Origin of the sequence: Mesorhizobium sp. M2A.F.Ca.ET.039.01.1.1, from assembly GCF_003998035.1 — a bacterium.
Lineage (GTDB): Bacteria > Pseudomonadota > Alphaproteobacteria > Rhizobiales > Rhizobiaceae > Mesorhizobium.
On record NZ_RZRY01000219.1, the window covers coordinates 1 to 9,027 of the forward strand.

Annotated in this window: 9 protein-coding genes; all 9 read right to left on the reverse strand. The window is 64.4% G+C overall.

What is annotated here, in order from left to right; genetic code table 11:
* Positions 1–1,157: ABC transporter substrate-binding protein (locus EOA24_RS17755; RefSeq protein WP_127409944.1), on the reverse strand; the 1,157-nt coding region annotated here is incomplete at its 3' end.
* Between the two features lie 89 nt (positions 1,158–1,246).
* Positions 1,247–2,287 (reverse strand): branched-chain amino acid ABC transporter permease, encoded by a 1,041-nt coding sequence (locus EOA24_RS17760; RefSeq protein WP_126081794.1) that lies wholly within the window; start codon positions 2,285–2,287, stop codon positions 1,247–1,249.
* Between the two features lie 2 nt (positions 2,288–2,289).
* Positions 2,290–3,186, reverse strand: a complete 897-nt coding sequence (locus tag EOA24_RS17765; protein WP_189343372.1) for a branched-chain amino acid ABC transporter permease — start codon at positions 3,184–3,186, stop codon at positions 2,290–2,292.
* Positions 3,186–4,109 carry an ABC transporter ATP-binding protein gene (locus EOA24_RS17770; RefSeq protein ID WP_127409945.1) on the reverse strand — a complete coding sequence of 308 codons (924 nt, stop codon included), beginning with the start codon at positions 4,107–4,109 and terminating at the stop codon, positions 3,186–3,188. The genes EOA24_RS17765 and EOA24_RS17770 overlap by 1 nt, the downstream gene beginning before the upstream one ends.
* A gap of 113 nt (positions 4,110–4,222) precedes the next feature.
* Positions 4,223–5,326: a dimethylsulfone monooxygenase SfnG gene (gene sfnG / locus EOA24_RS17775; protein WP_126081791.1), complete on the reverse strand. Its 1,104-nt coding sequence runs from the start codon at positions 5,324–5,326 to the stop codon at positions 4,223–4,225.
* Positions 5,327–5,488: 162 nt separating this feature from the next.
* Positions 5,489–6,907 carry an FAD/NAD(P)-binding protein gene (locus tag EOA24_RS17780; RefSeq protein WP_126081790.1) on the reverse strand — a complete coding sequence of 473 codons (1,419 nt, stop codon included), beginning with the start codon at positions 6,905–6,907 and terminating at the stop codon, positions 5,489–5,491.
* On the reverse strand, positions 6,904–8,076 hold the full coding sequence (gene ssuD, locus EOA24_RS17785; RefSeq protein ID WP_127409946.1) for an FMNH2-dependent alkanesulfonate monooxygenase: 1,173 nt from the start codon (positions 8,074–8,076) through the stop codon (positions 6,904–6,906). Before ssuD ends, EOA24_RS17780 begins: the two co-directional genes overlap by 4 nt.
* Before the next feature lie 11 nt (positions 8,077–8,087).
* The gene (locus tag EOA24_RS17790; protein WP_127409947.1) at positions 8,088–8,357 is read right to left on the reverse strand and encodes a hypothetical protein; all 270 of its coding nucleotides are present in this window, start codon (positions 8,355–8,357) and stop codon (positions 8,088–8,090) included.
* 429 nt (positions 8,358–8,786) lie between these two features.
* A partial coding sequence (locus EOA24_RS42420) for a hypothetical protein (protein ID WP_210213591.1) occupies positions 8,787–9,027 on the reverse strand: 241 nt, incomplete at its 5' end.

Here is a 9,027-nt window from a genome sequence, read left to right on the forward strand (position 1 = left end):
CCTTCGTGGTTGTCCCAGCTAACATTGATGGAGTGGAACAGGTCCTTGGCGCCGAGCGCCTCGACCTTGGCCGGATCGAGCTTGAGGTGCTCGAAGCCCCAGCGCACCTCATCGCCGGTCAGCGTGCGGTGGCCGAACTTCTCCTGCGCGATGCGGATTGCCTCGACATTGAGGATGCCGTTGACGATGCCGAGATTGTGGTAGACCGAGCCGATGCGCGACTTGTCCTCGAGGTTGCCCTTGCCGGCGCCGTAGACGGTCTTCACGATCTCCTGCACCACCGGATAGGTGTTGCCCGAGGCCTGGGTGGTGATGGCGGTGTAGCCCTTGGCGGCGTCGCCGGCCGGGATGACGTCTTCTTCCGAGTTCGACCAGACATTGCCGATGATGTGGTCGACCGGATAGCCGACCTTGACCGCCGTCTTCAGCGCCACCGGGTTCATCACGCCCCAGCCGCGCAACACGACGAAGTCCGGCTTGGCGCGGCGGATCGTCAGCCACTGCGACTGCTGCTCGTTGCCGGGGTGCGGCACCTCGATCTGCTGCACGGTGAAGCCGTATTTCTGCGCCAGGAGCTCATAGATAGGGATCGTCTCCTTGCCGTAGGGCGAGCCGTGATAGAGCACGACGATCTTCTTGCCCTTCAGCTTGTCGATGCCGCCTTCTTTGGCGGCGATGTAGTTCACGATGCCGGAGGTCTCGCTGTAGGGGTTGAGCAGCAGCGGGAAGACATAGGGGAAGACCCGCCCGTCGGTGGAGTCAGTGCGGCCGTGATTGACCGTGATCAGCGGCACCTTGTCGGCGGTGATGCGGTCGATCATGGCGTAGGCGATGCCGACCGACAGCGGATTCCAGGCGGCGGCACCCGCGTGGCTCTTCTGACGCTCGTAGCATTCGACGCCGCGCTCGACCTCGTATTGGGTCTCGCACTCGTCCCAGGTCAGCTTGACGCCGTTGACGCCGCCGTCCCGGATGTTGATCAGGTTGAGGTAGTCGATGAAGCCGCCGAAGAAGCCGGTGCCGCCGGCCGCGTAGGGCCCGACGCGATAGCTCTGCAGCGGGAAATACTGCTCGTCCGCGTGGGCGGCCGGCAGGGCCACCGACACGGCCAGCGCCGCCGAGATGGCAATCGCCTTGACTGTGCTGAGAAAGGTCATGGTTCGAGGTTCTCCAGTATGGACCTTGGTTTGGCCCGGTTCATTTTCTGAATGCTTGCAGTGTTGGAGCGCGGAGCTGCCAAATGGTCTCAGCTCGATTGCCAGGCGAGCGAGAGCCGTCTTCGGACCCTGTCCCACAGGGCCACCAGCCCGTCCGGTTCCAGCATCAGAAAGAGGATGATGAGCGCGCCGAGCACGATGCGCTGGCTCATGTCGAGCACGCCGGAATCGAACAGGTCGCCGAGCAGGAAACCGCCGAGGCGCGACAGCACCAGCGGGAAGACGACGATGAGCGCAGCGCCCAGGAACGCGCCGCGTATCGAGGCGAGCCCGCCGATGATGATGATGAACAGGATCTGGAACGAGCGGTCGAGGTCGAAGCCCGCCGGCTCCACTGTCCTCAGATAGGCGAACGCCCAGATGACACCGGCGACGCCGATGATGAAGGACGAGATGGCGAAGGCGAGCAGCTTCGTCTTCAGCACCGGAATGCCGATGATGCGCGCCGCCGTGTCGTTGTCGCGGATGGCGATGAAGTTGCGCCCGGTCTGCGAGTTGACCAGACGGTGGGCGAGAAACGTGAGGACGACGACCACGGTAAGCGCGAAGAGGTAGCGGCCGACCGCGCCGTCGAACTCGAAACCCGCGATGGAGAGTTTCGGAGCATCGATGACGCCGGACGCGGAGTCATTGGAGAACCAGCTGAACTTGGTCAGCGCCCATTGCACGAAGAACTGCGCGGCAAGCGTCGAGACCGCCAGGTAGAAGCCTTTCAGCCGCAGGCTGGGCAAGCCGAAGACGATGCCGATCGCGGCGGCCACGAGGCCGGAAAGGACGATGCTGGCGACGAGCGGCAGGCCTTCGACGCGCAGGTTGAAATTATAGGCGGCGAAAGCGCCGGCCGCCATGAAGGCGGCACTGCCGAGCGACACCTGGCCGGCATAGCCGGTGAGGATGTTCAGTCCCAGGCCCGCCAGGCTGAGCGCCAGGAAAGGCAGCAGGATCGCCTCGAACAAATACGAACTGCCGATCAGCGGGACGACGACATAGGCGAAGGCGATGAGGAGCAGCGGCGCCAGCCATTTCGGCAGGGCGGCGACCGGAGACAATTGCGTGGCGACGGCGCTCATCGTCAGACCCTTTCGACAAGCTTCTGGCCGAACAGGCCTGATGGGCGGATGAGCAGGAAGACGAGCGCCACGACATAGGCGAACCAGCTTTCTATGCCGCCGCCGAAATAGTCGCCGATATAGACCTCGGCGAGTTTCTCGCTGGCGCCGATCAAAAGCCCGCCGACAATCGCGCCGAGGATGGAATCGAAGCCACCCAGCACCAGCACCGGCAGCGCCTTGAGCACCACCAGCGACAGCGAGAACTGGACGCCGAGACGCGCGCCCCAGAGCAGTCCGGCCACCAGCGCGACGAGACCTGCCGCGGCCCATACGCTCGCCCAAATCAGCGGCAGCCGTAGCCCGACGGCTAGAGCCGCGAACTGGTCGTCGGCGACGGCGCGGAAGCTCAAGCCGATGCGGGTGTAGCGGAAGAACAGCGACAACAAGAGCACCATGACCGCGGCCACCGCGGCGGCGAAGATGTCGAACTGGCTGATCAGCACGCCGCCGACTTCCAGCGGCACGTCCTCGATGCCGAGCTCGAGGCCGTGCACCTGCGTGCCCCAGATGAGCTGGGCGGCGCCTTCGATGATGTAGGAAAGGCCGAGCGTCGCCATGAACAGGGTGATGGGCGGCTTATTGGTGAGCGGCCTCAGCACTGTGCGCTCGATGCCGATGCCGAGCGCCACCATGATGGCGAAGGTGACGGCCAAGGCCAGCGCGAACGGCACGCCGCGCTCGACGAGACTGACGAAGGTCAGCGCCGCGAACAGGAGCAGCGCGCCTTGCGCGAAGTTGAGCACGCCGGACGTCTTGTAGATCAGCACGAAGCCGATCGCGACCAGCGAGTACATGACGCCGGAGAGCAGACCGCCGGTCAGCACTTCGAGGAAGAACTGGTAGTCGAAGTCGCCGATCATATCCCTGCCCCGTCCTCATTGTCGGAGGCGACGCCGAGATAGGCATCGATGACGCGCTGGTCGTTCCTGACCTCATCCGGCGTGCCGTCGGCGATCTTGCGCCCATAGTCGAGCACGGCGACGCGGTCCGACAGGCCCATGACGACGCCGACGTTGTGCTCGATCAGCACGACGGTGGTGGCGAAGCGGTCGCGCGCGGCGCGCACATAGGCCGCCATCTCGCTCTTCTCGCCCGCCGTCATGCCGGCCATGGGTTCGTCGAGCAAAAGCAGCCGCGGTTCGGCGACCAGCGCCCGGGCAAGCTCGGCACGCTTCTGCAGGCCATAAGGCAGCGTGCCGGCCAGCCGGTCGCGAACATCGGTCAGGTGCAGGAATTCGAGAACCTGATCGGCGCGCCCGCGCTGCTCCTGCTGCTCGCGGCGTGCGCGGCCGATGCCGAGGATCTGTCCGGCGAAGTTGGACCTTGTCCTGTAGGCAAGGCCGGACGCGACATTGTCGAGGACGCTGAGCCCCTTGAACAGAGCGAGGTTCTGAAAGGTGCGGGCGACGCCGAGATGTGCCAGCCGGTGCGTCGGGACCTGGGCATAGCGCGCGCCATCGAGACGGACATGGCCGCGATCAGGCCGGTAGACGCCGCTGATGACATTGATCAGCGAGCTCTTGCCGGCGCCGTTCGGGCCGATGATGGCGCGTATCTCGCCGGACCGAACCGACAGATCCACATCCGCCAGCGCCACCACGCCGCCGAAAGACAGGCCTATGCCCTCGAGAGCGAGAAGCGGCGCGGCGTCTTCCGCCGCAGCCTGTCGAGACCTGTCGCCGTGAGCCTGCCGCTGAGCGGGCGGCAGCCCTTGCGCGAAGATCTCCGGCGCATAGACCGAAGCCTCGACCGCCCCGAAGGCATGGTTTGATATCGGCATTCCATCGTCCCCAACTGTAGCGAAGGCACGCACCGGCCCTGCCGCGCGCTCGATGGAACGTGCGGTTCGTATTGCCGGCTGGCCGGGCGGTCTCCGGCCAGCGGCTGGCGTTGCTATTCGGCGGCGAGCGCCGCCGCGGCTTCCGCGTTTTCCAGCTCGCGCACGAGCGGAATGACGTGCTTGCCGAAATACTCGACCTCTTCCTGGAAATGCAGGAAGCCGAGCAGGATGAGATCGGCGCCGGCGCGCTTCAGATCGACGATACGCTCCGCCACCTGTTTCGGTGTGCCGATCAGGTTCGAGCGGAAACCGTCATTGTATTGCACCAGATCGTCGAAGGACGACTTCGCCCAGTTGCCCTCGCCTTCCGGCGAGGCCTTGCCGGCATTCTTGACCTCGTGGCCAAAGGCACTGACAGCCTCCGGATTGGCCTTGGCGATGATCTCGGCCAGCACCGCCTTTGCCTCTTCCTCGGTCTCGCGCACGATGGCGAAAGCGTTGACGCCGACCTTGACCGAGTGGTTGTTGGCTTTGGCCTTTGCCTGGATGTCGTCGACCTGCTTGGCGATCTCGGCGGGCGTGTTGCCATTGGTGAAATACCAGTCCGAAACACGCGAGGCCATGTCGCGCGCGGCCCGTGACGAACCGCCCTGGAAGATCTCGGGCAACGGCTGCGGCGGCTTCGGCTTCAGCGAATACTGGTTGAAACGGTAGAAGTCGCCGCGGAAGGTGAAGCTGTCCTCGGTCCAGATGCCGCGCAGCGCGCGGATGAATTCTTCCGACCGCCGGTAACGCTCGTCATGGTCGAGCCAATGCTCGCCGATGGCGTGGAATTCGCCGCGGAACCAGCCGGAGACGAGATTGATGGCGACCCGGCCATTGGTGAGATAGCTGATGGTGGCGAGCTGCTTTGCCGCCAGCGCCGGGTTCCACGGCCCGGGCAGGATCGCGGCGATCACCTTCAGCGTCTTGGTGGCCGCGAGCAGGTCGTGGCTGAACGATACCGACTCATGCTGCTCGTCGGCGCCGTAGCCTGCCGTGAAGCGGATCTGGCTGAGCGCATAATCGAAGCCCGCCTGCTCGGCGATCTGCGCCAGCTTGCGGTTGTACTCGGCCGAATGATTGGTCCTCTGCTCGATGTTCGAGATGACAAGGCCACCCGAGACGTTCGGCACCCAATAAGCGAATTTGACTGCATCGCGATCATTCTGCGGCATGGAAGTCTCCCGGTTTGACCTGTCCCAACGATTGATCCGGACATGGCGGATTTCGTCGTCAATTATTAGTCTACTGAGTCTATATACAAAGCAGGATTTTCCGTTTTGACAGCCCTGCCCGGACGGAAATACCAATTCGCTTGCCTGCACCGTCGTGGATTTTCAGCGCCCACTAACGATCGACGACAGGGCGCCGAGCCGGCTTTCGATCTCCGAGGCGACCGCCTGCGCGTGACGCGCCACTTCCGGCAGGCCCATCAGCTCGCCGAAGGTGCCGCGTGCCAATGGCCCGGCAATGAAAAGGCCAGGCACAGGCTCGCCATCCGGACCGACGGCGCGGCTGTCGCGCCCGGTTGCAATGCCGAGCCCGTGGCTGTCGATCCGGATCAAGCCGGCATCGCCAAGCGAGCGCAGCGCCGGATTGGTCCGCAGCGTTTTGCCATGCGCCGGCCCCGTTGTGTTGATCACCGCGTCGAAATGCATCGTCTCGAATTGCCTTTGGCCGCGCCGGCGCAAAGTGACGGCCAGGCCGTCTCCGTCGTCGTTCGAGGCCACAAGACTCGCGGCGATATTATCGAACGTGCCTTCGGCGTGGCGACGATCGAGCACCGCCTGGACCTGCGGCGCGATGCGGAAGCGATGCACGTCCCAGAACGCGCGCAGCCGTCGCACCAGCCGGGTGCGCTCATCTTTCTTGAGAGCGGACCAGATCGCCGGTCCCTGCAGCCGCAGCTGATCGAAGACCGACTGCCAATTGACGCCGCCGGCATCGGCCGCTGCCAGCGTCGAGCGGATATCTTCGAGCAATCCGAGCGCGGTCGTGGCCGGCGCGGCAGTGAAATCGCCAAAAGGTTCGCCACGTACCTGCGGGTGCCCGCGCGAACGCAATCCATGGCGTGACACGGCCAGGATGCGCCCGCGATGGCCGCGGCGATCGAGTTCGGCGACGGTGTCGGCCGAGGTCAGCCCCGAGCCGACGATCAGCACCGACGCTTCGGGAGCGATCGAACCGAGCGCATCGCCAGAGTAGACATCGGCAACGAAACCATCCGCATCGGCGATCGGCTCCAGCGCGACCGGAACATCGGGCGACGGGTGCGTCATGGCGAGCACGACCATGTCGGCGGCGATCAGTTGACCGGAGGCAGTCACGATCCAACCGTCGCCGTTGCGCCTCACATCGCTGGCACGATCGCGAACATGGCGGACCGCTCCGCTGGCGACATGCGGCGCCAGTTGCTCGGCAACGTAGCGGCCGAAGACCCGTCGCTGCGGGAAGATATCGCCATCGCGCCAGACTGAGTCTGGGTCGCGCTCGGCCTCGCCGTCATGCGCCAGCCAGCGCAAAAAATGCTCCGGCTCGTCCGGCGACAGGCTCATCCTGGACGCCGGCACGTTGACGCGATGCGACGGCTCTTCGCTGGAATAGGCCAGCCCGCCGCCCAGGAACGGGCGCGGCTCGACGACGGTGATGGAGGGGCCTCCAGGCCGGCGCGCGAGATGCCAAGCCACGGCTCCGCCGGTAAAGCCGCCGCCGAGGATGACGACATGGCTTCGCGGCCGAGGCAGCAGCGCGTTCACGACGCGCTGGCGAGCGAATTCGGACGATGGTCGCCTGCGATCGTTTCGCCGAAAGGACCGGTGTTGACGAACGAGCCGGGCGCCTTGACCGGATGCTCGGTCGGCAAATGCGGCAGCACCAGCTCGCCGAAGCGATACGCTTCTTCGAGATGCGGATAGCCCGAGAGGATGAAGGTGTCGATGCCGAGCCGCCTGTATTCGTCGATGCGCTCGGCGATCGTGGCCGGATCGCCGACCAGCGCGGTGCCGGCGCCGCCGCGCACCAGGCCGACGCCGGCCCACAGGTTCGGCGCGATCTCCAGCTTGGACCGGTCGCCGCCATGCAGCGCGCTCATCCGCGCCTGGCCGACCGAGTCCATGCGCGCGAAAACCTTCTGCGCCGAAGCGATGGTCGCGTCGTCGAGCCGGCTGATCAGCCTATCGGCGGCGGCCCAGGCTTCCTCGGTGGTTTCGCGGGCGATGACATGCAGGCGGATGCCGAAGGAGAGCTTGCGACCCGCTTTTTCGGCGAGCGCGCGCACGCCGTCGAGCTTGCGCGCGACATCGGCGGGCGGCTCGCCCCAGGTCAGGTATTTGTCGATCTCCTGTGCCGCCACGTTCGACCCCGCATCGGACGAACCGCCGAAATAGAGCGGCGGATATGGCGTCTGCACCGGCGGGAACAGGAGGCGGCCATCCTCGATGCGGAAATGCTTGCCGTGATGCTCGACCGTCTGGCCGCTCAGCACGCGCTTGTAGACCTGCAGGAATTCCTGCGTCACCTCATAGCGCTCGGCATGCGACAGGAAGATGCCGTCCCCCTTGTTCTCAAGCGGGTCGCCGCCGGTGACCACGTTGATCAGCAGCCGTCCGTTCGAGATGCGGTCGAGCGTTGCGGTCATGCGCGCGGCAAGCGTCGGCGACTGCAGCCCGGGCCGCACCGCGACCAGGAATCGCAGCCGTTTCGTGAGCGGCGCCAGTGCAGAGGCGACGACCCAGGAATCCTCGCAGGACCTTCCGGTCGGCAAGAGCACGCCGTAATAGCCGAGTGTGTCGGCCGCCTGCGCCACTTGCGTCAGATAAGGCAGGTCGACCGCCCGGCCCCCTTCCGAGGTGCCAAGATAACGGCTGTCGCCATGCGTTGGCAGAAACCACAGCACCTTAATGCGATCGGGAATTTCGTGGCCCATGCTGCATCCCATCAAATAACGAGCGCAGCCGTGGCTCCGGCAACGCGATGGAGCCATGATGGCTTTCCAGGGATGGTGCGTCGCCAATCAATTTTCTTTTGTATATAAATTCCGTAGAATTCGTTTTTCTGCCCTCCGCCGCTTTTTAGATGGTTGCCGATTTCCAGAAACACTTCCGGCGAGCTGAAGCGGCGGCCTTGCGTCGTAGCCGGCATGGTGAGAGGTGGCCCCGCTTGCAGGCTGCTCTGTCTGCCACCTGAGACCAAAATCGACTCGGACATGGCTCAAGTACCGATCGGTGCAGTGGCGGTTTCCGGATATTTCGAGGAGCCCCTTGCCTTGATGCGGGTCAGGGATTGGTATTGAAGGCTCGCAGAGTCACTTTGCAATGACTGGATCCGGGCGCAGCGACGCGCAGCGGAAGAATGATCCTCTCCTCAGCGGTCGACTGGAAAAGACTTTCATCGGCTTCGTCAACAACGCGCAAAGCGCATGTTGGCTTGCTGCCGGCACGGCCTCAAATTGTACGTGTGGACGCTAGGCGGTTTGGCAGTCTCAGCCATTGTTCGACCGCCGCATCTTTGGCAGTCCGCTGAGACAAGGCCCAACCAGCGACGAAGGTGCCAGTGACCAACGTGTCCCCTGCTCCCGCTCATCTCGGGATCCGTCCGAAGGGTGGGCTGCGCCATCACTATGTCCAGGTCGGGTCGTCAGGACCGCCCATCGTCTTCCTGCACGGATTTCTCGATTCCTGGCGGAGCTTCCAGGCGACGTTCGCAAGGCTTAAACGGCCCCGGCGACTGATGACCAACGCAGTTCATGTCGAAGGCGTTGAAGCGTATCTGGCGGTCATCGGCGGCCTCGCAATCTTCTTTATCGAATTGATAGAGAAAACTTCTTCTCCAGTAGACTTGGCCAGTGCCATACGGGTGCTCCCGTGAAGCCGAAGGT